Annotated in this window: 16 protein-coding genes; 6 read left to right on the top strand and 10 right to left on the bottom strand. The window is 72.0% G+C overall.

Translation table 11 applies throughout. The features are described from left to right. Positions 1–1197: an MFS transporter gene (locus C8E97_RS29550; protein ID WP_121008762.1), complete on the top strand. Its 1197-nt coding sequence runs from the start codon at positions 1–3 to the stop codon at positions 1195–1197. Beyond that, positions 1194–1988: a TolB-like translocation protein gene (locus tag C8E97_RS29545; RefSeq protein WP_246019258.1), complete on the top strand. Its 795-nt coding sequence runs from the start codon at positions 1194–1196 to the stop codon at positions 1986–1988. The genes C8E97_RS29550 and C8E97_RS29545 overlap by 4 nt, the downstream gene beginning before the upstream one ends. Here the strand turns inward: C8E97_RS29545 and C8E97_RS29540 are convergent. The 6 genes from C8E97_RS29540 to C8E97_RS29515 all read right to left on the bottom strand — a co-directional run bounded on the left by C8E97_RS29540 (position 1941) and on the right by C8E97_RS29515 (position 11576). After that, positions 1941–2936 (bottom strand): ParA family protein, encoded by a 996-nt coding sequence (locus C8E97_RS29540; protein WP_211347153.1) that lies wholly within the window; start codon positions 2934–2936, stop codon positions 1941–1943. The two genes, C8E97_RS29545 and C8E97_RS29540, sit on opposite strands and share 48 nt — an antisense overlap. Further along, a complete protein-coding gene (locus tag C8E97_RS29535) occupies positions 2933–4129 on the bottom strand; it encodes an RNA-binding domain-containing protein (RefSeq protein WP_121008758.1) in 1197 nt (398 codons plus the stop codon). The genes C8E97_RS29540 and C8E97_RS29535 overlap by 4 nt, the downstream gene beginning before the upstream one ends. A gap of 49 nt (positions 4130–4178) precedes the next feature. Then, positions 4179–6359 (bottom strand): 1,4-alpha-glucan branching protein GlgB, encoded by a 2181-nt coding sequence (gene glgB / locus C8E97_RS29530; RefSeq protein WP_121008756.1) that lies wholly within the window; start codon positions 6357–6359, stop codon positions 4179–4181. Beyond that, a complete protein-coding gene (locus tag C8E97_RS29525; protein WP_121008754.1) occupies positions 6356–7687 on the bottom strand; it encodes a maltokinase N-terminal cap-like domain-containing protein in 1332 nt (443 codons plus the stop codon). Before C8E97_RS29525 ends, glgB begins: the two co-directional genes overlap by 4 nt. Positions 7688–7692: 5 nt before the next feature. Beyond that, on the bottom strand, positions 7693–9504 hold the full coding sequence (gene treS, locus C8E97_RS29520) for a maltose alpha-D-glucosyltransferase (RefSeq protein WP_121012671.1): 1812 nt from the start codon (positions 9502–9504) through the stop codon (positions 7693–7695). 92 nt (positions 9505–9596) lie between these two features. Next, positions 9597–11576, bottom strand: coding sequence for an alpha-1,4-glucan--maltose-1-phosphate maltosyltransferase (locus tag C8E97_RS29515; protein ID WP_121008752.1), 1980 nt, complete (start codon positions 11574–11576; stop codon positions 9597–9599). A gap of 450 nt (positions 11577–12026) precedes the next feature. On the opposite strand from C8E97_RS29515, the gene glgP reads away from it, so the two are divergent. Continuing rightward, positions 12027–14597 carry an alpha-glucan family phosphorylase gene (glgP, locus tag C8E97_RS29510; RefSeq protein ID WP_121008750.1) on the top strand — a complete coding sequence of 857 codons (2571 nt, stop codon included), beginning with the start codon at positions 12027–12029 and terminating at the stop codon, positions 14595–14597. A 76-nt stretch (positions 14598–14673) separates the two neighbouring features. Here the strand turns inward: glgP and C8E97_RS29505 are convergent, their stop codons facing one another. The 4 genes from C8E97_RS29505 to glgX form a co-directional block, all read right to left on the bottom strand. Next, on the bottom strand, positions 14674–15789 hold the full coding sequence (locus tag C8E97_RS29505; protein WP_121008748.1) for a tetratricopeptide repeat protein: 1116 nt from the start codon (positions 15787–15789) through the stop codon (positions 14674–14676). Positions 15790–15878: 89 nt separating this feature from the next. Then, positions 15879–16265 carry a rhodanese-like domain-containing protein gene (locus C8E97_RS29500; protein WP_121008746.1) on the bottom strand — a complete coding sequence of 129 codons (387 nt, stop codon included), beginning with the start codon at positions 16263–16265 and terminating at the stop codon, positions 15879–15881. Next, entirely contained in the window at positions 16262–16843 is a 582-nt protein-coding gene (locus C8E97_RS29495; RefSeq protein WP_170212171.1) for a cysteine dioxygenase, read from the bottom strand. Before C8E97_RS29495 ends, C8E97_RS29500 begins: the two co-directional genes overlap by 4 nt. Positions 16844–17120: 277 nt before the next feature. Then, on the bottom strand, positions 17121–19244 hold the full coding sequence (glgX, locus tag C8E97_RS29490; RefSeq protein WP_121008742.1) for a glycogen debranching protein GlgX: 2124 nt from the start codon (positions 19242–19244) through the stop codon (positions 17121–17123). Positions 19245–19387: 143 nt separating this feature from the next. Here glgX and C8E97_RS29485 point away from each other — a divergent pair, with 143 nt between their 5' ends. The 3 genes from C8E97_RS29485 to C8E97_RS29475 all read left to right on the top strand — a co-directional run bounded on the left by C8E97_RS29485 (position 19388) and on the right by C8E97_RS29475 (position 22153). After that, on the top strand, positions 19388–20164 hold the full coding sequence (locus C8E97_RS29485; RefSeq protein WP_121008740.1) for an ABC transporter ATP-binding protein: 777 nt from the start codon (positions 19388–19390) through the stop codon (positions 20162–20164). A 251-nt stretch (positions 20165–20415) separates the two neighbouring features. Then, entirely contained in the window at positions 20416–21195 is a 780-nt protein-coding gene (locus C8E97_RS29480; RefSeq protein WP_121008738.1) for an enoyl-CoA hydratase/isomerase family protein, read from the top strand. Further along, positions 21185–22153 carry a class I SAM-dependent methyltransferase gene (locus tag C8E97_RS29475; RefSeq protein WP_246019257.1) on the top strand — a complete coding sequence of 323 codons (969 nt, stop codon included), beginning with the start codon at positions 21185–21187 and terminating at the stop codon, positions 22151–22153. The genes C8E97_RS29480 and C8E97_RS29475 overlap by 11 nt, the downstream gene beginning before the upstream one ends. Position 22154: the final 1 nt, after the last annotated feature.

The raw sequence follows: 22154 nt of genomic DNA, 5'->3' as shown, positions 1-22154 counted from the left end.
ATGTACATCGCGACCGCGCGGCAGACGCCGTCCGAGAAGAAGGCCGACCGGGGTCGGGTCGCGGGCAACGTGCTCGCGCTCGGCCTGGTCAGCCTGGTCACCGACGTGTCGTCGGAGATGGTGACGGCGGTGCTGCCGCTGTACTTCGTGGTCGCGCTCGGGTTGAGCCCGTTCCAGTTCGGTCTGCTGGACGGGCTCTACTCCGGCGTGACGGCGGTGGTCCGCCTGCTCGGCGGGCACGCCGCGGACCGGTGGCAGCGGCGCAAGGCCGTCGCGCTGGCCGGGTACGGGATGTCCGCGGTGGCCAAGCTCGGGTTCCTCGCCGCGGGCTCCTCGGTGGGCGCGCTGGGCGGTGTGCTGGCCGTCGACCGCACCGGCAAGGGGCTCCGCACCGCGCCGCGGGACGCGCTGATCTCGTTGAGCAGCGCGCCGGACGCGCTCGGGCGGGCGTTCGGCGTGCACCGGGCGATGGACACCGTCGGCGCGTTCCTCGGGCCGCTGGTGGCGATCTTCGTGCTGTGGGCCAGCCTCGGCTCGTACGACGCGGTGTTCGTCACCAGCTTCTGCTTCGCGGTGCTGGGCGTCCTGCTGCTGGCCATGCTGGTGCGGGACAAGCGGTCGCCGCTGCCCGCGCGGCCCCGGCTGAAGGCGTTGTGGCGCGGCGAGTTCCGCCGGGTCGTCGGCTGGGCTTCGCTGCTGGGCCTGGTCACGGTGGGCGACGCGTTCCTGTACCTGCTGCTCCAGCAGGAGCTGCGGCTGGACGCCGTCCACTTCCCCCTGCTGGCGCTGGGCACGGCGGCGGTGTACCTGCTGCTGGCCGTGCCGCTGGGCAGGCTGGCCGACCGGGTGGGCCGCTGGCCGGTGTTCCTCGCCGGTCACGTGGCGCTGGCGCTGGCGTTCGGGCTGCTGCTGACCCCGTTCGTGAACGCCTTCGTCGTGCTCGCCCTGCACGGCGCGTTCTACGCGGCCACCGACGGCGTGCTGATGGCCGCCGCCGGCCCGCTGCTGCCCGCCGAGCTGCGGACCAGCGGGATGGCCGTGCTGCAGACCGGCCAGGCGTTGGCGAAACTGGTTTCCTCTGTCCTGTTTGGAGCGATGTGGACGTTCTGGGGAGTGCCGACGGCACTGCTGGTGTCGCTGGCCGCGTTGGTGGTCGTATTGGGTGGCGCGGCGGTGTTGCGGCCTTTGTCGTCGTGATCCTGGCGGCCACGGCGTACGTGCTGCACGCCCGCGGCCGGGCCGCCGAGGCGGAACCGGGGTGCGCGCGGGTCTCCGAGGCCGCGGGCACCAGGGCGTGCCTCGCGGCGCGGCCGGGGCTGCCGCCGATGGTGGACCTCGTCGTCACCCGCGACGGGCGGGAGCAGCGGCACGCCCTGCCCGGCATCCCGAGCCGGTTGCAGGTGTCGCCGAGCGGGCGGATGGTGTCCTGGACGGTGTTCGTGTCCGGTGACTCCTACAACACGTCCGGCTTCTCCACCCGGACCGGCATCCTCGACACGAAGACCGACGACCTGCGGAAGTCGATCGAGGACATCCCGCTGACCGTCGAGGGCAAGCGGTACTTCGCGCCGGACGTCAACTTCTGGGGCGTCACGTTCGCCGCCGACGACACGCGGTTCTACGCCACGGCCGCGAGCCGGGGCCGCACCCACCTGATCCAGGCGGACTACCGGACGTGGGAGGCGACGGCGCTGCGCGACAACGTGGAGTGCCCGTCGTTGTCCCCGGACGGGACGAGGCTGGCGTTCAAGAAGCGCGTCACACCGGGTCCGTGGCGGCTGCACGTGCTCGACCTCGCGACGATGGCGGAGACGCCGCTGGCCGAGGCCCGCAGCGTCGACGACCAGGCCGTGTGGCCGGACGCCCACACCGTGGGCTACGGCCTGGACAAGCAGCGGTGGACCGTGCCCGCGGACGGCACGGGCACGCCGAGCCCGGCGTCAAGCGATGCCGGACCCCATCCTGGAGAGGATTCTCCCGGCAAGTGAGTGGAAGTGGCCGTACGCGTCCTTGGCGGCCTGGAAGTGACCGCCGAAAGCGCCATCAGCGCTGGTCAGGGCGAAGATCGGCTTGCGTGCTTCCTGCGCGAGCGACATGAGGCCGTGGTAGTGCTTGAGTTGCCCGAGGCAGTACGGGTCGGTGCCGACCGGGAGAGCCGGCTCCTCACTCGCCAGCACGGATGACCGGAACTCCCCCGGGATCCGGTCCATCCACCGCTGATACGCCTTCACCGGACGGTCGAGTCGAACGCCGTGCTGGAGCACGACATAGCCCAGCGCGTTCATCCGGCCGTCCGGTGATTCGCTGATGGAAGCCGGGCGCACCCGCAACCGGTTGTGCCAGCCGGCGCGCCAGTCACGCAGGGCGGGGCCGAGGTTGCGCAACCCTTGGAAGCTGAACAGGTCCGGAGCCACGGGTATGACGACGTGGTCCGAACTCACCAGGGCCGCGCGGTTGATCGCGCCCAGGCTGGGCCCCACGTCGACCAGGACGAGGTCGGCCGAGTGCTTCTCGGCGGCGCGGTTGATGATCGTCCAGAATGCGGAGATCACCCGGAACGACCTGGCATCGCGATCCAGGCACTTGGGCCACGCGCTGCTCAGCTCGTCCTCGAAGGCGGAGAGCGCCAGATCACCGGGGAGCACCGCGAGCCGTTCCTCCGCGGTGGGCGTCAGGGCGATCTCGGAGAACCCGCCTTCGCCGGTGTGGAAGGGTCGGATGGCACCCCAGATCGTCTCCCGGCGACCGTCGGTCGACCACAGCACTTCCAGGTCTTCCTCGTCGAGGAAGGCGGAGGTGAGGTTGGCCTGCGGGTCGAGGTCGGCGGCGAGCACACGGTGACCGGTGTCGGCCAGCATCCAGGCCAGGTGGTAGACCAGCGAGGTCTTCCCCACCCCGCCCTTGTTGTTGAAGAAGGCGATCACGGGCACGTTCACGTGCGACTCCTCAGTGTGACCGCGACGTGCGATTGCGTCGGGGTGAATTCCGCCTTCGGGTTGCCGTTGGCGGCCAGGCTGCTGATGGTCACCGGGATGCCCGCGCCGAAACGCTGCACGTACCCCAATCCGCGCATCACCTCTGCCAGGGTCGGATTGCGGTAGTCGGTGAGGCCCTGGCCGAAGGTTTCGGTGGTGACCACGCCGAACGGCCCGCCGGGACTGACCACCTCCACCCGGTCGCGGTACCAGGTGATGCGCACCGGGGCGTTGGTGTGCTCGTAGCTGCGGTGCATGAGCGCGTTGCGGACCACCTGCTGCAACGCCACGATCGGGTAATCGGGAACGCGGGCCTCGGTCGTGCCGGAGGTGAAGTCGACCGCCGAGCGGATGTTCAGCACGAGGATCTCATCCAGTTGGCGCAGCACTTCCGGCAACGGCCCGTCGAAACGCTTGTCGTCGTTCAACGGGTCGGCCAGCGTCGTGCCGTCGACGCGCAGGAACTGCACCCAGGCCCCCGGTACCCAGGAGATCGGATCACGGCCGATGGTGATCAGCCCGGCCGTGGTCGGGACGCCGTCCGGCGAGGTCAGCCGAAGCGCGGCCAGTCTCTGGTCCGTCGTGCGGCCGTTCGCGGCCAGTACCGCGGGCGGTACGAGGGAGGGGATCATCAACTCCTCGAACAGCCCGAGATCGAGGTCGCCCTTCGTGGCACCGAGCACGGGCCGGCTGTCGAAAGGCAGGTCGAGCGACCGCCTCCGCTCGTTCGACCTGCGCTCGTCCTCGGAATTCGCCACCGCCCGGCGTGGACCCACGCGCACCCAGATTTGTCCTTTGTACCTCACCGGCGGTGTATTGCTCGGTTGCACCTCGACGACCGCGACCTCGCCATCGGGTGTGCACAGCTTGCGTACCGTGAGCGAGGGCGGGGGCAGGATGTTCCCCTGGTCGCGGAACGAGGCCAAGTTCTGCAGGAGTTGGTCGGTGACCGGAACTCCGGACAGCGTGCCGTTGTCACGGACACCGATGAACAACACACCCGGCTGCCGATGATCCGCCAAGTCGTTCGCGAAGGCGCAGATGGCCTGGGCAATGCGGTCCGAGTTGGAGTTGGAGGCAGACTCCTTCCGCTCCACCCGGTCCGACTCCAGGTCGGCGAGCAAGGTGTGCAACTCTCCGTCGGACAGCGCCATAACGCGATCCTAGTGTCAGGTTGCCCACGTCAAGTTGCACACCCGCAGCTCAGCGCGGCTCCGAGGCCGGATCGGGGATGAGCCACAGCACGCCGGCCGGCGGGAGCTGCAACACGGCCGACGCCGGCCGGCCGTGCCACGGCACCTCCTCCGCCTCCACCCCGCCGAGGTTGCCCACCCCGGAACCGCCGTAGACCCCCGAGTCGGTGTTGACCACCTCGCGCCAGTGCCCCGCCGACGGCAGCCCGACCCGGTAGTCGTGGTGCGGCATCCCCGAGAAGTTCGCCACGCACGCCAGCACCGAGCCGTCCTCGCCGATGCGCAGGAAGCTGAGCACGTTGCCCGCCGAGTCGTTCGCGTCGATCCACGAGAACCCCTCGGGCCGGGCGTCGGCGCTGTAGAGCGCGGGCGTCGCCCGGTACACCGCGTTGAGGTCGCCGACCAGCGACCGGATGCCCGCGTGGAACGGCGACTCCAGCAGGTGCCAGTCCAGCGGCCGGGACTCCGACCACTCGCCCTGCTGGCCGAACTCGCCGCCCATGAACAGCAGCTGCTTTCCGGGGTGCGCCCACATGAACGCCAGCAGCGACCGCAGGCCCGCGGCCTTGTTCCAGTCGTCGCCGGGCATCCGCTGCCACAGCGAGCCCTTCCCGTGCACCACCTCGTCGTGCGACAGCGGCAGCACGAAGTTCTCGCTCCACGCGTACACCAGCGAGAACGTGATCTCGTTGTGGTGGAACGACCGGTGCACCGGCTCGCGCGACAGGTAGTGCAGCGTGTCGTGCATCCAGCCCATGTTCCACTTGAACCCGAAACCGAGGCCGCCCAGGTGCGTCGGCCGCGTCACGCCCGGCCACGCCGTCGACTCCTCGGCCACCATCACCACGCCGGGGTGCCGCTTGTAGACGGTCGCGTTCAGCTCCTGGAGGAACCGCACCGCGTCCAGGTTCTCCCGGCCGCCGTACTGGTTGGGCAGCCACTGGCCCTCTTCGCGCGAGTAGTCCAGGTACAGCATGGAGGCGACCGCGTCGACCCGCAGGCCGTCGATGTGGAACTCCTCGATCCAGTACAGGGCGTTGGCGACCAGGAAGTTGCGGACCTCGTTGCGGCCGAAGTCGAACACCAGGGTGCCCCAATCGGGGTGCTCGCCGCGCCGCGGGTCGGCGTGCTCGTACAGCGCCGTCCCGTCGAACCGGGCCAGCGCCCACGCGTCCTTCGGGAAGTGCGCGGGCACCCAGTCCATGATCACGCCGATGCCGTGGCCGTGCAGCACGTCGACGAAGTGGCGGAAGTCGTCCGGCGACCCGAACCGGGACGTGGGCGCGTAGTACGACGTCACCTGGTAGCCCCACGACCCGCCGAACGGGTGTTCGGCGACCGGCATCAGCTCGACGTGCGTGAACCCGGCCTCCACGACGTACGCGGCCAGCTCCTCGGCCAGCTCGCGGTAGCCGAGGGGCCGCCCGTCCCGCTCCGGCCGCCACGAACCCAGGTGCACCTCGTAGACGCTCATCGGCGCGTTGACCCACTGGGTGGCGTCGCGCCTGGCCTGCCACTCGGCGTCGGTCCACTCGTGCGACGACGCGGTGACGACCGACGCCGTCGCGGGCGGCTGCTCGGTGGCGAACGCCATCGGGTCGGCCTTCTCGTGCCAGCCGCCGTCGCGCCCGAGGATGCGGAACTTGTACCGGCTGCCCACCGGCACGCCGGGGACGAACACCTCCCACACGCCCGAGGAGCCCAGCGAGCGCATCGGGTTCGCCCGGCCGTCCCAGCCGTCGAAGTCGCCGCACACCCGCACGCCGCGCGCGGTCGGCGCCCACACCGCGAACGACACCCCGGTGACCGTGCCCGACACCGTGTCGTAGGAGCGGACGTGCGCGCCGAGCACGTCCCACAGCCGCTCGTGCCGCCCCTCGCCGATCAGGTGCAGGTCCAGCTCGCCGACGGTGGGCAGCCACCGGTACGGGTCGTCCACCTCGACGGTCGCGCCGGGGTAGGCCACCTCCAGCCGGTAGTCGCCGGGGTGCTCGGGCAGCTCGCCCTCGAACAGGCCGTCGGTCACCCGGTCCAGCTCGAACCGCTTGTCACCCGCCAGCACCGCCACCGCGGACGCGCCGGGCCGCAGCGCACGCGCGACCACCTCGCCCGTGGGCAGGTGGTGCACGCCGAGCACCGAGTGCGGGTCGTGGTGCGACCCCGACAGCAGCCGGTCCACGTCCTCGGTCATCGCGCTCCCTCTCCCGTGATCCGGGCGATCGACGACAGCGGCACCGTCAACCACTCCGGCCGGTTCGCGTACTCGTAGGCCACCTCGTACACCGCCTTGTCCAGCTCGAACGCCCGCAGCAGGTAGCCGCGCCCGCGCGGGTCGCCCACCGAGGACGCCGCCGCCTCCGCGTAGCCCTCGGTGAACGCCGCGCGGTTGCGCCGCGACCACTCCAGCGCCCGTGTGGTCAGCTGGTGGTCCTCCGGCCGGCCGACGAGCAGCTGGTGCGCCGCGTAGTCGAAGGATCGCAGCATCCCGGCCACGTCGCGCAGCGGCGAGCGCAGCGCGGTCCGCTCGGCGATCGGCGCGCCCGGCTCGCCCTCGAAGTCGATCAGCAGCCAGCCGTGCACGGTCCGCAGCACCTGGCCCAGGTGCAGGTCGCCGTGGATGTGCTGGATGGCGACCGCGCCGGGGGTGTCCCGCGCCTGCTCGAACGCCTCGCGCAGCGCGGGCACGTACGGGCGCAGCTCGGGCACCGACTCGACCACGGAGTCCAGCCGCGCCACCATCGCCCGCACCGTGCGGTCGATGTCGCCCGCGTCGGCGTGCTCGGTGCCCAGCGCCCGCTCCAGGTCGGCGTGCACGGTCGCGACGGCCTGGCCCAGCCGCTGCGCCTCGCCCGCGAAGTCGCCGCCGACCTCGTCGGCGTGCAGGTCGCCCTCGGCCATCAGGTCGCGCACGCTGGTCGTGGCCATCGCCCAGCCGTCCACCGCGTCCGGCAGGAACTGCTGGAGCATCCCGACGGTGGCGGCGTCGTCGCCCAGCGCGCCGGTGATCGAGCCCAGCGGCTGCGCGATGTGCTCGCAGCCCACCCGGTGCAGGGCGCGGTGCAGCACCAGGTCCGGGTTCTCGCCCGCGGTGAGCTTGCGGAACAGCTTGAGGATGTACTGGCTGCCGAACACCAGCGACGTGTTGCTCTGCTCGGACGTGATGGGCCTGCCGCGCAGGCCGGTCTGCAACTCCACGTCCGGCTCGTGCTCGAACACCAGCCCGTCCACGGCGGTGTTCTCCGCGATCAGGTCCAGCAGGAGGCCGGCCAGCTCGGGGTCGGCCGTCGCGTCGTAGTGGTCCACCTGGTCGGTCGCCAGCAGCTGGTACGGCTCGCGCCGGTCCGCCTGCGCCACCTCCACCACCAGGTGCACCAGCAGCGGCCGCGCGCTCAGCACGCTGGTCCGGAGTGGACGGACCGACGTGACCGGCCGGTCCTTGCCGCCGAACCACCGTTGCGCGGGCAGCCACTCGGGCAGTTCGGTCACGACTTTGTCGACCAGGTCGTGCGGTTCGGTCACTGCGTTCACCTCGTCTCGCCCTCGTCGCCCGCCTCCACCAGCTGGAACCAGTAGAAGCCGTGGCCGGGCAGCGTCAACAGGTAGGACAGGTCGCCGATGGCCGGGAAGTGCACCCCGCCGGTCAGCTCCACCGGACGGCTGCCCCGGTGCTCGGACAGGTCCAGCTCGACCGGCTGCGGGAACCGGGACAGGTTGTTCACGCACAGCACGACGTCCTCGTGCCCGTCCGGGCGGCACCACCGGCGCCGGTAGGCCAGCACGCTCGGGTTGGAGCCGCCCAGGTCCGTGAAGTCGCCCTCGGCGAACGCGTGGTGCTGCTTGCGCACCTCGATCATCCGGCGCGTCCAGTTCAGCAGCGACGACTGGTTGTTCAGCTGCGCCTCCACGTTCAGTCCCTGGTAGCCGTAGACCGGGTCCATGATCACCGGCAGGTAGATCCGACCGGGGTCGCAGGAGGAGAACCCCGCGTTGCGGTCCGGGGTCCACTGCATCGGTGTGCGGACGGCGTCCCGGTCGCCCAACCAGATGTTGTCGCCCATGCCGATCTCGTCACCGTAGTAGAGAACCGGCGATCCGGGCAGGGACAGCAGCATGGCGGTGAACAGCTCCTGCTGGTTCCGGTCGTTCTCCAGCAGCGGCGCCAGCCGTCGTCTGATGCCGATGTTCGCCTTCATGCGCGGGTCCTTGGCGTACTCGGCGTACATGTAGTCGCGCTCTTCGTCGGTCACCATCTCCAGCGTCAACTCGTCGTGGTTGCGCAGGAAGATCCCCCACTGGCAGCCGTCGGGGATCTGCGGCGTCTGCGCCAGGATCTCCGAGATGGGGAACCGCGACTCGCGCCGCACCGCCATGAAGATGCGCGGCATGAGCGGGAAGTGGAACGCCATGTGGCACTCGTCGCCGCCCACCTCGGGGTCGCCGAAGTACTCCACGACGTCGCTCGGCCACTGGTTGGCCTCCGCCAGCAGCACCCGACCGGGGTACTCGTCGTCCACCACCTTGCGGCAGCGCTTGAGGAAGTCGTGCGTGCGCGGCAAATTCTCGCAGTTCGTGCCCTCCTGCTCGAACAGGTACGGCACGGCGTCCAGGCGGAACCCGTCGATGCCCAGGTCGAGCCAGAACCGCAGGGTGTCCAGCATCGCCTCCTGCACGTCGGGGTTCTCGAAGTTGAGGTCGGGCTGGTGGGAGAAGAAGCGGTGCCAGTAGAACTGGCCGCGCACGGGGTCGTAGGTCCAGTTCGACGACTCGGTGTCGACGAAGATCACGCGCGCGTCGGGGTAGCGCTGGTCGTCGTCGCTCCACACGTAGAAGTTGCCGTACGGGCCGTCCGGCTCGGCGCGCGACTGCTGGAACCACGGGTGCGCGTCACTCGTGTGGTTGAGCACCAGGTCGGTGATCACCCGGATGCCGCGCCGGTGCGCCTCGTCCAGCAGGTAGACGAAGTCCTCGACCGAGCCGAACTCCGGCAGCACCGCGCGGAAGTCGGAGATGTCGTAACCGCCGTCCCGCAGGGGCGACGCGTAGAACGGCGGGAGCCAGAGGCAGTCGACGCCGAGCCACTCCAGGTAGTCCAACCGGGACGCCAGCCCGCGCAGGTCGCCGGTGCCGTCGCCGTTGGAGTCGGTGAACGCGCGCACGAGCACCTCGTAGAACACCGCGCCCTTGAACCAGCCGGGCTCGCGCGGCGCGAGCTTCGCCGACCGGAAGTCCTCGGCCTGCGGTTCGACCAGCAGGCCGTCCGCGCCGATGGCCTCGCCGGTGTGCGGCACGCCTTCCAGGCCGGTCAGGGCGGCGTCGGGTCGGGCTTCTTCTGCCATGTGCTCCACCTCGTCCCACCTCGTCGGGGGTAGGTTCGACCGTCCCTCGCGCCGCGGCGCGGGGACGGTGCGTGTGATCCGGGCGGTCCCGGTTAGCTGCTGAACCTGCGCTGCACGCCGACCACGTGCGCGGACGCGCGCCACGGCTCCAGGCGGACGTAGTTGGCCTGGCCCCAGTCCCAGGTCTCGCCGGTCACCTCGTCGTGCGCGATCAGGCGTTCGTGCCAGTCGAACCCGAGCGCGGGCAGGTCGAGCCAGACCGTGCCCTCCTGCCCGTCGTGCGGGTCGAGGTTCACGACCACGACCACGGTGTCGCCGCTGCCGGGGTCCTGCTTGGAGTAGGCGATCAGCGCCGGGTTGTCGATGTGGTGGAAGCGCAGCGTGCGCATCTGCCGCAGGGCCGGGTGGGCGCGGCGGATGGTGTTCAGCTTGCGCAGCCAGGGCTCCAGCGAGCGGCCCTCCGCGACCGCCTGCTGGAAGTCGCGCGGGCGCAGCTGGTACTTCTCGGAGTTCAGGTACTCCTCGCTGCCCTCGCGCACCGCCTGGTGCTCGTACAGCTCGTAGCCCGAGTAGACGCCCCAGGTGGGGCTCAGCGTCGCGGCCAGCGCGGCGCGCAGGGCGAACATGCCCGGACCGCCGTGCTGCAACGACTCGTGCAGGATGTCCGGGGTGTTGACGAACAGGTTCGGGCGGGCCTCGTCCCAGTGCCGCACCAGCTCGACGCCGAACTCGGTCAGCTCCTCCTTGGTCGTCCGCCAGGTGAAGTACGTGTAGCTCTGGGTGAACCCCAGCTTCGCCAACCCGTACAGCCGCGCCGGGCGGGTGAACGCCTCGGACAGGAACAACACGTCCGGGTGGGAGTCCTTCACCGCCCAGATCAGCCACGCCCAGAAGTCCGGCGGCTTGGTGTGCGGGTTGTCGACCCGGAAGATCCGGACGCCGTGCTCCACCCAGTGCAGGACGACGCGCAGCACCTCGTTGTAGAGGCCCTGCGGGTCGTTGTCGAAGTTGACCGGGTAGATGTCCTGGTACTTCTTCGGCGGGTTCTCGGCATAGGCGATCGTGCCGTCCGGGCGGGTGGTGAACCACTCCGGGTGCTTGAGCACCCACGGGTGGTCCGGCGCGCACTGGAGCGCCAGGTCGAGCGCCACCTCCAGGTCCAGCTCCCGCGCACGGGCCACGAAGGCGTCGAAGTCCTCGATCGTGCCCAGCTCGGGGTGGATCGCGTCGTGCCCGCCCTCGTCCGCGCCGATGGCCCAGGTCGAGCCGGGGTCGTCCTCGGTGGCGACGAGCGAGTTGTTCGGGCCCTTGCGGTTCACCCGGCCGATGGGGTGGATCGGCGGCAGGTAGGCCACGTCGAAGCCCATCGCCGCGATGCGGTCGAGTTCCTTGGCCGCGGTGGCGAACGTGCCGTGCACCGGGACGCCGGACTCGTCCACGCCGCCCGTGGAGCGCGGGAAGAACTCGTACCAGGAGCCGAACGCGGCGCGCTCGCGGTCCACCCAGACCTTGTGCGGCCTGCCCTTGGTGATCAGCTCGCGCACGGGGTGGTCGTGCATGACCTGCCGGACGTCCCGCGCGAGGGCCGGCGCGACCCGCTCGGCCAGCGGCCGGTCCTCGTCGCGCAGCGCGCGGGCGGCGTTGACCAGCAGCGGCTTGTCGCGGCGGCGGTCCGGCCTGCGCGACACCCGGTCCAGCAGCAGCGCGCCGGACTCCAGGTCGTTGTACAGCTCGTCGGCGCCCTGGCCGGCGGCGATCTTGACCTCGACGGCGTGCAGCCAGGTGGCCCACGGGTCCGACCAGGCGTCGACCCGGAACGTCCACGCGCCAACGGCGTCGGGGACGATCGTCGCCGCCCACCGGTCCAGCCCGACGCCCTCCGGCGCCATGCGAGTCTGTCTCGCGACCCGGTCCGAGGGACCCCGCCACGTCACGGTGGCCGCGACGGCGTCGTGGCCCTCGCGCCACACCGTCGCCGTGACGGGGACGTGCTCGCCGACCACCGCTTTGGCCGGGTACCGGCCGCCGCTCACGGTCGGCGAGACGTCGTCGATACCGAGTCGTCCGCTCATCGGCAACGCCTCTCTCGCCTGGTGTGCCGCTCGCACGGGCGAGTTTCGCCCGCACTGGTCGGGCGCGGCGCCACCGGGGCCCCGCGCCACAAAGCTGCCACCCGCTTTTCCTACCCCGTTCGATCGGATCGCACACTTGGCGGTGACTTCGATCTCGGCATGGGGGATGGTGATCTCGATCCCCCCGGTGGGTGATGCCTGAACGGGCGATCTCGGAACGGGCGGTCGCCGACCCGCGCACCGGCGGCCCGGCGGGGCCGACCGGTGCAGCGCGCCCGGCCCCGATCGGCCCAACGGGCGAATCCGGGCCGGTGTGTCGCGGCGGCGTCCGCCGCCGTGTACGAAAGAACACGCGCGGGGGCGTCCGCCCAGCTCGGGCTGGATCGGTCCCTGCATCGGTTCGGGCGACCCTTGCTCGACACCGCTGGATGGGGGATAAGGTCCGACGCCATGCGAGCACTCCGCCGGTTCACCGTCCGAGCCAGCCTGCCCGAGCCGCTGTCCGCACTGGGCACGCTCGCCACGAACCTGCGCTGGACCTGGCACCAGCCGACACAGGACCTGTTCGCGTCGGTCGACCCCGCGCTGTGGTCCGAGAGCCCCGACCCCCTGCGACTGCTCTCCACCGTCGACCCGGAACGGCTGGAGGCACTCGCCCGCGACGAGCAGTTCCTCGCCCACACGCGCGCGCTGTCCGACGACCTCACCCGCTACACGACCGGTCCGCGCTGGTTCCAGCGGCGGCAGGAGGAGGTGCGGCTGCGGCGCGAGCAGGGCGACCACGACCAGCACCCGCTGCCCGCCGCCGTCGCCTACTTCTCGATGGAGTTCGGCGTCACCGAGGCGCTGCCCAACTACTCGGGCGGCCTCGGCGTGCTCGCCGGCGACCACCTGAAGGCGGCCTCGGACCTGGGCGTGCCGCTGATCGCGGTCGGCCTGCTGTACCGCTCCGGCTACTTCCGCCAAGCGCTGTCCCTGGACGGCTGGCAGATCGAGCACTACCCGGTCCTGGACCCGCGCGGCCTGCCGCTGGAGCTGCTCGCCGAGCCGTCCGGCGCGCCGATCCTGGTGCACGTGGCCATGCCGGGCGACCGCGTGCTGCGCGCCAAGGTCTGGAAGGCGCAGGTCGGCCGGATCCCGCTGCTGCTGCTCGACTCCGACGTCGAGGAGAACGACGAGGACCTGCGTGGCGTCACCGACCGGCTCTACGGCGGCGACCAGGACCACCGCATCCGGCAGGAGATCCTGGCCGGTGTCGGTGGGGTGCGGGCGGTGCGCACGTTCTGTGACCTCACGGGGCACCCGAGCCCCGACGTCTTCCACACGAACGAGGGACACGCGGGCTTCCTCGGCCTGGAGCGCATCCGCGAGCTGGTCACCGCCGAGGGCCTGGACTTCGACCAGGCGCTGGCGGCGGTCCGCGCGGGCACGGTGTTCACCACGCACACCCCCGTGCCGGCGGGCATCGACCGGTTCCCCGTCGACCTGGTGCAGCACTACTTCGGCTCCGAGGCGCTGCTGCCCGGCGTGAGCACCCAGCGCGTGCTGGCGCTCGGCGCGGAGGAGAACCCCGGCCTGTTCAACATGGCGCACATGGGCCTGCGGCTCGCCCAGCGCGCGAACGGCGTGTCCCGGCTGCACGGCGAGGTCAGCCGCGACATGTTCCGCGGCCTGTGGCCGGGCTTCGACGTCACCGAGGTGCCGATCGGCTCGGTCACCAACGGCGTGCACGGCCCGACGTGGGCGGCCACCGAGATGAGCCGCCTGCTCGGCGAGTCGGACGACAGCGGCGTCGGCCTGCGCGGGTTCGAGCCGGTCACCGACCAGCGGCTGTGGGAGCTGCGCAACGACCTCCGCCGCAAGCTCGTCGACGAGGTCCGCCGCCGCACCCGCCTGTCGTGGCTCCAGCGCGGCGCGTCGGCCCTGGAGCTGGGCTGGACGGACTCGGTGTTCGACCCCGACGTGCTGACCGTCGGTTTCGCCCGTCGCGTGCCCACCTACAAGCGGCTCACGCTGATGCTGCGCGACCCGGAACGCCTCCGGGCGCTCCTGCTGCACCCCGAGCGCCCCGTGCAGCTCGTGGTCGCCGGCAAGTCGCACCCGGCGGACGACGGCGGCAAGGCGCTGATCCAGCAGATCGTGCGGTTCGCGGACGACGCGGGCGTGCGGCACCGGATCGTGTTCCTGCCCGACTACGACATGTCGATGGCCCGCTACCTGTACTGGGGCTGCGACGTGTGGCTGAACAACCCGATGCGCCCGCTGGAGGCGTGCGGCACGTCCGGCATGAAGTCGGCGCTCAACGGCGGCCTGAACCTGTCGATCCGGGACGGTTGGTGGGACGAGCTGTACGACGGCAGCAACGGCTGGGCGATCCCGACCGCCGACGGCGTCACCGACCCGACCCGCCGGGACGACCTGGAGGCCGCCGCCCTGTACGACCTGCTGGGCAGCCAGGTCGCGCCGCTGTTCTACGACCGCTCCGACAACGGCGTGCCGACCCGCTGGCTCGCGATGGTGCGGCACACGCTGGCGTCGCTCGGCCCGGCCGTGCAGGCGTCGCGGATGGTGCGGGAATACGTGGAGAGGCTGTACGCGCCCGCCGCGTCGTCGGCCGCGTCGGTGGTGGGCGAGGGCTTCCGGGGCGCGAAGGAGCTGGCGGCGTACCGGCAGCGGCTGCGGGCGTCGTGGACGCGGGTGCGCGTGCTGGAGTCGGACCTGACGCTCAACGGCTCCACCGCGCCGCTGCTGGGCACGCCGGTGGCGGTGCGGGCGCGCGTCGAGCCGGCGGGGCTGGAGCCGTCCGAGGTCGAGGTGCAGGTCGTGCTGGGCAAGGTCGGCGACTCGGACGAGCTGTACGACGTCGTCACGCACACCATGCGGTACGCGGGCAACGGGAACTACGAGGTCGAGGTGCCGCTGCCGCACGCGGGCGCGGTCGGCTACACGGTGCGCGTGCTGCCCCGGCACGACCTGCTGGCGTCGCCCGCCGAGCTGGGGCGGGTGGTCCTGGCCGGGTAGGCGGCACCGGGACGGGCACCGGGTCCCAGGAGGCCGGGACCCGGTGGGTCGGCGCCGAACCCCGCGCCGCGCCCGGTCAGGTCACGTTGAGCCGGGCGGCCGTCTCGGCGACGCGCGGCAGCCAGCCCGCCAGCTCGTCGGCCTCCACCAGGGTCCGCCGGGCCGCCGCGTTGTCGCCCGCGGCCATCTGCGCGCGGGCCAGGGTGGCGAGGGCGTCCGCCCGGCCCAGCGCGCTCTCGCTGGTCCGCTTGGCCTGCCCCGCCAGCTCGATGGCCAGGTCGGTGTCGTGCTCCAGCAGCGCGAGCTGCGCCAGCGTCCCCGCGCACCGGTGCCTCGGGTAGCCCAGCTGCACCGCGCCGTCGGACGCCCGCTTGGCCGCGCCGAGGCCGACCTCGACCGGCAGCTGCCCGGCCTCCATCGCGTTCGCCGTGGAACTGGCCATCTCGGCCATCACGAACGCCATGTCCCGCTGGTCCAGGTCGGTCCGGCCGACCAGCTTGCTGACGGTGTGCAGCGCCTCGGCGTACCGGGTGCGCATGGTGAGCACGGCGATCCGCGAGCCGATCGCGACGAGCAGCGTCGGGTGCGCGGCGACCAGCCGGTCGGCGATCTCCTCGGCCCGGTCCACGTCGCCGGTGGCGAGCGCGTCGGACACCTGGTTGACCAGCGGCGTGGCCTCCAGCTCCTCGACCACGCGCCCGGTCAGCCGGGGCAGCCGGCACAGGAACCAGCCCGGCGACGTGGTGCCCGCGCCCCGGCGCGGCACGAGCCCGTTGAGCAGCACGGCGGTCCCGGCGACGGCCAGGCCGCGACCGAACGGCGCGCCGCCCGCGAAGACCCAGCACAGCGCCACCGCGGCGGCCGTCAGCAGCACGGAGACCAGCGACGTCAGCCACAGCCTCGGCCGCACGGGCGCGCGCACGGACGTGAGCCCCACCGACATGACCAGCGGCAGGGTCCGCAGCACCACGCGCAGGTGCGGCCGGTTCCAGGTGCCCACCTCGCCGCCGACGCCGATGACCACCAGCGACACCCGCACCCGGCACAGCAGCGCGCCGACCAGCAGCCCGAGCTGAAGCAGCAGCTGGGCGGCGACCAGCCCGCACGCGGCACCCGCCAGGCCGAGCGCCCAGGAGCCCGGTTCCCACACCACGAGGACGACCACGGCGAGCGCCGTCAGCACCTTCCACACAAGGCTGAAGACGCTACCGGCCCGGCCGCGGTTCCCGGTCGGGCCGGCCGGGAACCGCGCGGCCCGCGCCCGGTGACGCCCGCGCCCGGTTACGTCACGGCCGGTGTGCCGCCCGGCCGCACCGGCAGCCCGGCCGCCGCGTAGGCCCGGAACCCGCCGACCAGGTCCGTGGCGTTGGGCAGCCCGACCCGCTGGAGGTCGCGCGCGGCGAGGCTCGACGCGTAGCCCTCGTTGCACAGCACGACGACGGTGGTGCCGGCGTCGAAACCGCCCATCCGGTGCTCGCCGCGGGGGTCCAGCCGCCACTCCAGCACGATCCGCTCGACCGGCACCGAGCCGGGGATCTCGCCCTCGGCCAGCCGGTCGTGGTGCGGCCGGATGTCCACGACGAGCGCGTCGGCCAGCCCGGCCAGCTCGGCGGGCGTGACCCGGCGGAGGTCGCGGCGCGCCTCCGCCAGCAACCGCTCGGCGCTCACGGGCCCTCCTGGTCGGCGAGTTCGCGCAACCGCTCCAGCGGCAGCCGCCGGGCGGGCAGCGGCTGGATCTCGTCCGGGATGTCGGCGAGGTCGGGGTACTCCCGCGTGGGCACCAGCGGCGGCGAGTAGGCGTGCACGCTCGACGCGCCGATGCCGCCGCGGTTGGCCACCTGGTGCGCGCGGCCCGCGCCGAACCCGATGGCCGAACCGACCTCGCGGACGGCGGTCCGCACCGGGCCGCCGGGGTAGCGGTAGTCCTCGGTCAGCTCGCCGGTGAGCACCGCGAAGGAGCCGGCCGCGCCGCCGTGGTCGTGCGGCTCGGTGCCCTGTCCGGGCAGCCACGACAGCAGCCACAGCTCGACGCCCTCGGTGAGGCCGAGCCGGGTCCACCACCGGCGCGCGGTGTCGAATTCGAGGATGTCCAGCAGCGGCGTGGTCAATTCGCTCGCGACGAACGAGGTCAGTTCCCGGAGTTCGCGCGGCGTCCACAATTCGCGTTCCGGGTGGATGAGGTCCCGCAACAGCGGGACGTCCAGCGCGGGGTGCACGTCGGCACCGGGCAGCAGAGAGGTCACAATCGCTCCTGATGGCTACGAGGCGGTGCGGGGGTAGCGATCAAGACGCGACGGGCGGAATTCACCGACCGCGGGAACCCGCGATCACCCAGCCGTCCCGCCGCGTCCGGCTACACCCGCACGACGCCACGAGCAGGAGGTCGATCGTGCGGTCGCACCAGGTCAGCAAGGTAGTGGCCACCCCGGCATGGTGCCACGGGCCGCAGCGCCACCGCACGTCCTCCCACCAGTCAGGATTGCCTCTGCCCCCGAGTCGGTTCCCCTCTCCGGCGCACTTCGCTCAGGCGGGTGCACCCGTTTCGGGAATGCGCAGCAAAAGCAGTGACCGGGCCGTCAGCACCACCACCGAACCGGGTGCCAGAATTCCCGGCGACGCCGGTGCGCCGTCCGGGGTGGTGGAATCGACCACCGGTTCGAACCCGGTCCCGTAATCGGGTCCCGGCAGGGTGACCGACAACTCCTCGCCGCCGGAGTGCAGCAGCAGCAGCCACGAGTCGTCGGACACCAGTTCACCCTCGCGGGTCCGCGACAACGACGTCGAACCGTCGATCCACATGCCGAGGAACCGCCTGCCCTCGTCGAACCAGTCGGTCTCGGCCATCTCCTCGCCGTCGGACCGGAACCACACCAGGTCGGGCGCGCCCGACGGCGTGGTGCGCCCGTCGAAGAACTCCGGCTGGCGCAGCGCGGGGCTGTCCGCCCGCACGCCGATCACCCGCCGGGCGAACGCGAGCATGGCCTCGCCCTCGCCGTCGAGCTTCCACCGCACCCACGACGTCTCGTCGTCCAGGCAGTAGGCGTTGTTGTTGCCGCCCTGCGTGCGCCACAGCTCGTCGCCCGCGGTCAGCATCGGCGTCCCGGTGGACAGCAGCAGCGTCGCCAGCAGGTTGCGCGCCTGCCGCCGCCGCAGCGCGAGCACGTCGGGGTCGGTGGTCTCGCCCTCGACGCCGCAGTTCCAGGAGCGGTTGTCGTTGGTGCCGTCCCGGTTGTCCTCGCCGTTGGCCTCGTTGTGCTTGTCGTTGTAGGAGACCAGGTCGCGCAGCGTGAAGCCGTCGTGCGCGGTCACGAAGTTGATCGACTGCCACGGCCGCCGCAGGTCGTCGGCGTACAGGTCGGAGGAACCGGACAGCCGGTAGGCGAGGTCGCGCACGCCGGTGTGGCCGCGCCAGAAGTCCCGGACGGTGTCGCGGTAGCGCCCGTTCCACTCGGCCCACTGCACGCCGAAGTCGCCCACCCGGTACCCGTCGCCGGTGGCGTCCCACGGCTCGGCGATCAGCTTGCACCGCGACAGCACCGGGTCGGACGTGATCGCCGTCAGCATCGCCGAGGCCCGGTCGAACCGGCCGCCGCCCGGCCTGCCCAGCGTGGACGCGAGGTCGAACCGGAACCCGTCGACCCCCAGCTCGGTCGCCCAGTACCGCAGCGAGTCCGTCACCAGGCGCACGACCTGCGGCGAACCGGCCTCCAGCGTGTTGCCGCAGCCGGTGATGTCCAGGGTGCCGCCGCCCTCGATGTGCAGGTAGTACCCCGGCGCGTCGAAGCCCCGGTAGCACAGCGTCGGCCCCTCCGGCCCGCCCTCGCAGGTGTGGTTGAAGACCACGTCGATCAGCACCTCGACGCCGGCCGCGTGCATCGCGGCGACCATCGTCCGGAACTCCTCCACCTCGCGGCCGGGCTCGGCGGCGTAGGCGGGGTGCGGCGCGAAGTAGCTCAGCGGCGAGTAGCCCCAGTAGTTGTGCCGCCCGCCCCGGATCAGCGCCGGCTCGTCCACGAACGCGTGCACCGGCAGCAGCTCGACCGCCGTCACGCCCAACCGCACGAGGTGGTCGATCACCGCCGGGTGCGCCAGGCCGAGGTAGGTGCCGCGCAGGTGCGGCGGCACGGCCGGGTGCCGCCGCGTGAAGCCCTTGACGTGCAGCTCGTGGATCACCGTCTCCTGGAACGGCACCTCGGGCTTGACGCCGGTGTCCGGCCCGCCCGGCGACGCGACCACCGAGAGCGGCACGCTGCCCAGCGAGTCGACCGGCGACGGCGGGCCCAGCATCGGGTCGTCCACGTAGCCCAGCGCGGCGTCCAGGTCGGAGAACGTCCCCGTGATCTGCCTCGCATAGGGGTCGATGAGCAGTTTCGCCGGGTTGCACCGCAGGCCCCGCGACGGGTCGTACGGGCCGTGCACGCGGTAGCCGTACCGCTGGCCGGGCGTGATGCCGGTCACCGTGCCGTGCCAGACGCCGAACGTCCGCTCGGTCAGCTCGACCCGTTCCTCCGTGCCGTCCTCGCTGATCAGGCACACCTCGACCGCGTCGGCGGGTGCGGCGGACACCGCGAACCGCACGCCACCGGCCTCGGGGTGCGCGCCCAGCGGGAAGGGCCTGCCTGCGAGCGGGGACGAGTCGACAGCCATACCGGGGATCTTCCCAGCATCCGCCCCCGCGTTGGGGATGGGAGACCTGCCGCCCCCGCGCGTCGGGCGTTGCACGAGAATGGCCGAGGCGAGGCACCGACGGGGCGAGGGCAGGCGTGGAAAACGAAGATCTGGTCATCCACATGCAGGGTGTTTCGGTTCGACGGGGCAAGACCACGCTGGTCGGGGACGTCGACTGGAGCGTCGAGCTGGACGAGCGCTGGGTGGTGCTCGGCCCGAACGGCGCGGGCAAGACGACGCTGCTCCGACTGGCCGCGGCCGAGTTGCACCCGACCAAGGGCCGGCTGGAGCTGCTCGGCGAGCGCATCGGCCGGACCGACGTGTTCGAGCTGCGACCGCGCATCGGGTTGTGCTCGGCGGCGCTGAACGGGCGCGTGCCGGCCGACGAGAAGGTGGTCGACGTGGTGGTCAGCGCCGGGTACGCGGTGGTGGGCCGGTGGCGCGAGGAGTACGACCGGCTGGACACCGGCCGGGCGAAGCAGCTGCTCGCCCAGCTGGGCGCGGGGCACCTGGCCGACCGCGCCTACGGCACGCTGTCGGAGGGCGAGCGCAAGCGGACGATGATCGCGCGGGCGCTGATGACCGACCCGGAGCTGCTGCTGCTCGACGAGCCCGCGGCCGGCCTGGACCTGGGTGGCCGCGAGGACCTGGTCGCGCGGCTGTCGGAGCTGGCGCTCGACCCGGACGCGCCGGCGTCCGTGCTGGTGACGCACCACGTCGAGGAGATCCCGCCGGGCTTCACGCACGCGCTGCTGCTGCGCGAGGGCGCGATCGTGGCGCAGGGCCTCCTCGACGACGTGCTGACCGAGGAGAACCTCTCCAAGACCTTCGACCAGCCCCTCGAACTACAACGAGCCGGCGCCCGCTACTTCGCCCGCCGCAAACCTACCCAGGGGTAACCTCCTACCCGTGACCACACCGCGCACCTTGATGACGGCACCACCCGTCCAGGGGGCAGCGGCACCCATCCCGCGAGGCCGCGCCACCCGCGACGCCTCACGGTCCACCCCGCGAGGCCGCCGTCGGGTTGTCGCGCCTCATTTCCCGCCGATCACGCTTTTCGATCGGCGGGAAATCAGGCGCGACGGCCCGACCACAGGGCGGCCGAGCCGCCGAGGCGAAGCCGAGGCAATCCAACACAGAGGTTCTTGTGGCTGAGTTCGTGAAGCTGGAAGTCGAGGGCGGCATCGGCACCATCCGGCTGGACCGTCCGCCGATCAACGCGTTGAACCGGCAGGTCCAGGAGGAGATCCGGGCCGCCGCGCAGGAGGCCGCGCGTCGCGACGACGTGTACTCCGTGATCGTCCACGGCGGCCCGAAGGTGTTCGCCGCGGGCGCGGACATCAAGGAGATGGCGGAGCTGACCTACGCCGAGATGGCGGCCCGCGCCGGCGAGTTCCAGTCGGCGCTGCGCGCCGTGGCGGAGATCCCGAAGCCGACGGTGGCCGCGATCACCGGGTACGCCCTGGGCGGCGGGTTCGAGCTGGCGCTGTGCGCGGACCGGCGCGTCGCGGGCGACAACGCCAAGGTCGGCCAGCCGGAGATCCTGCTGGGCGTCATCCCCGGCATGGGCGGCACCCAGCGCCTGCCGCGCCTGATCGGACCGTCCCGCGCGAAGGACCTCATCTACACCGGCCGGTTCGTCGGCGCGGAGGAGGCGCTGCGGATCGGCATGGTGGACGAGGTCGTCGCGCCGGACGAGGTCTACGCGGCGGCCCGCCGCTGGGCGGCGCAGTTCGTCAACGGCCCGGTGCGCGCGTACGCCGCCGCGAAGGCCGCGATCGACGGCGGCCTGGACACCGACCTCGGCAGCGGCCTGAACCTGGAGAGCCAGCTGTTCGCGGCCATGTTCGCGACCGAGGACCAGAAGACCGGCATGGCGTCGTTCATCGAGAACGGGCCGGGGAAGGCGAAGTTCAGTGGCCGCTGACCCGGTGCGGGACCCCAGGCCGAACCCCCGCGCCACGGCCGAGGAGGTGCGGGCGGCGTACTCGGACCCCAAGCTCGCCAACGTGCTCTACCACGACTGGGAAGCCGACACGTACGACGAGAAGTGGTCGATCTCCTACGACGAGCGCTGCATCACCTACGCGACGGACCGGTTCCGGGCCGTGGCGGGCGACGCCGGCCCGTACGGGCACGCCCTGGAACTGGGCTGCGGCACGGGCTTCTTCCTGCTCAACCTGATGCAGGGCGGCGTGATCGAGCGGGGCTCGGTCACCGACCTGTCGCCCGGCATGGTCGAGGTGGCGCTGCGCAACGCGGCGGGGCTGGACCTGCCGGTGGACGGCCGGGTGGCCGACGCGGAGCGCATCCCCTACGACGACGACACGTTCGACCTGGTCGTCGGCCACGCGGTGCTGCACCACATCCCGGACGTCCCGGCCGCGATGCGCGAGGTGCTGCGGGTGCTCAAGCCCGGCGGGCGGTTCGTGTTCGCGGGTGACCCCACGAGCATCGGCGACTTCTACGCGCGCAAGCTGGGTCGGCTGACCTGGTGGCTCACCACCAACGTGACCAGGCTGGGCCCGCTGAACGGCTGGCGACGCCCGCAGGCCGAGCTGGACGAGTCGTCCCGCGCGGCGGCCCTGGAGGCCGTGGTGGACCTGCACACCTTCGACCCGTCCGACCTGGAGCGCACCGCGCGGGCCGCGGGCGCGACGGAGGTCCGGGCGGTGACGGAGGAGCTGTCCGCCGCGCTGTTCGGGTGGCCGGTGCGGACGTTCGAGGCGGCCGTGCCGCGCGGGAAGCTCGGGTTCGGGTGGGCGATGTTCGCCTACCGGACGTGGCAGCGGCTCTCCTGGGTGGACGAGAACGTGCTGGCCAAGCTCCTGCCGCGGGAGGTCTTCTACAACGTCTCCGTGACGGGCCGCAAGCGGGCCGGCTGAG

The organism is Saccharothrix australiensis (genome assembly GCF_003634935.1).
In the GTDB taxonomy this organism is placed as follows: Bacteria; Actinomycetota; Actinomycetes; order Mycobacteriales; family Pseudonocardiaceae; genus Actinosynnema; species Actinosynnema australiense.
The sequence above is the reverse complement of the archived record's forward strand: the minus strand, read 5'-3'. Positions and strand labels throughout refer to the sequence as shown.

Excerpts from the sequence above, each read along its gene's own strand:
- glgX (WP_121008742.1), bottom strand. The coding sequence starts at position 19,244 with ATGGCTGTCGACTCGTCCCCGCTCGCAGGCAGGCCCTTCCCGCTGGGC.
- glgP (WP_121008750.1), top strand. The coding sequence starts at position 12,027 with ATGCGAGCACTCCGCCGGTTCACCGTCCGAGCCAGCCTGCCCGAGCCG.
- C8E97_RS29515 (WP_121008752.1), bottom strand. The coding sequence starts at position 11,576 with ATGAGCGGACGACTCGGTATCGACGACGTCTCGCCGACCGTGAGCGGC.
- C8E97_RS29550 (WP_121008762.1), top strand. The coding sequence starts at position 1 with ATGTACATCGCGACCGCGCGGCAGACGCCGTCCGAGAAGAAGGCCGAC.
- C8E97_RS29535 (WP_121008758.1), bottom strand. The coding sequence starts at position 4,129 with ATGGCGCTGTCCGACGGAGAGTTGCACACCTTGCTCGCCGACCTGGAG.
- treS (WP_121012671.1), bottom strand. The coding sequence starts at position 9,504 with ATGGCAGAAGAAGCCCGACCCGACGCCGCCCTGACCGGCCTGGAAGGC.
- glgB (WP_121008756.1), bottom strand. The coding sequence starts at position 6,359 with ATGACCGAGGACGTGGACCGGCTGCTGTCGGGGTCGCACCACGACCCG.
- C8E97_RS29485 (WP_121008740.1), top strand. The coding sequence starts at position 19,388 with ATGCAGGGTGTTTCGGTTCGACGGGGCAAGACCACGCTGGTCGGGGAC.